The organism is Vibrio sp. E14, from assembly GCF_020515785.1.
GTDB lineage: Bacteria > Pseudomonadota > Gammaproteobacteria > Enterobacterales > Vibrionaceae > Vibrio > Vibrio diabolicus.
The window spans coordinates 1-646 of record NZ_JAHPJI010000040.1 but is presented as its reverse complement, the minus strand read 5'-3'; the positions used below and the strand labels follow the sequence as shown (position 1 = coordinate 646).

Below are 646 nucleotides of genomic sequence, written 5' to 3'. Positions count from 1 at the left end.
ATAACGCTGCGTTAAGGTGTGACAAGCGCTTGCCATACTGTGAGCGAAGCGAAACCGGCAAGCGTTTGGAATCACTCTTAAACGCCTTGTTAGGTTTATTTTTGTTCCACGTATATTAATTGCTCAACATCAAAACCATTCTGTTCAGCCAGTTCTTCAAACCTTTCGATGATATCTGCACTTACACTCGGTGACCGTGATAACAACCAAAGATAATCATTGTTCGGACCTGATACAAAAGCATATTCGTAGTTTTCTTTTTCTAGGTCAAAGACAACATATGAGCCATAAAATGGACCAAAAAACGACACTTTCAAATACCCTTCGTCAGGGCTGTTAACGAAATATGCTTTACCTTCCGCTTCTTTCCATTCTTGGGTTGCAGCGGAATAACCGCGGTTCAGCACCGAAACACCGCCATCTTTACGCAATCTATATTCGGCAGTGACCTTACTCAAGCCTCGTTCAAAAGAATGATCTAAGCGGGCTATTTCGTACCACTGACCTAAATAATTATTAAGCTTAAAATCCTTAACTGGCTGTATTGTTTGAGGCATGCCTAAACAACCACCTAGCGATAACAAAACTATGAACAGAAGTACTTTTCTCATGGCTTCCTCCGTAAAAACCTAACGCCGCGTTAAGT

Annotated in this window: 1 protein-coding gene; it reads right to left on the bottom strand. The window is 41.5% G+C overall.

Annotation, left to right across the window (positions count from 1 at the left end; all coding sequences use genetic code 11):
• Nucleotides 1–95: 95 nt before the first annotated feature.
• Entirely contained in the window at nt 96–611 is a 516-nt protein-coding gene (locus LIX84_RS23335; RefSeq protein ID WP_226422275.1) for a lipocalin family protein, read from the bottom strand.
• Nucleotides 612–646 lie beyond the last annotated feature (35 nt).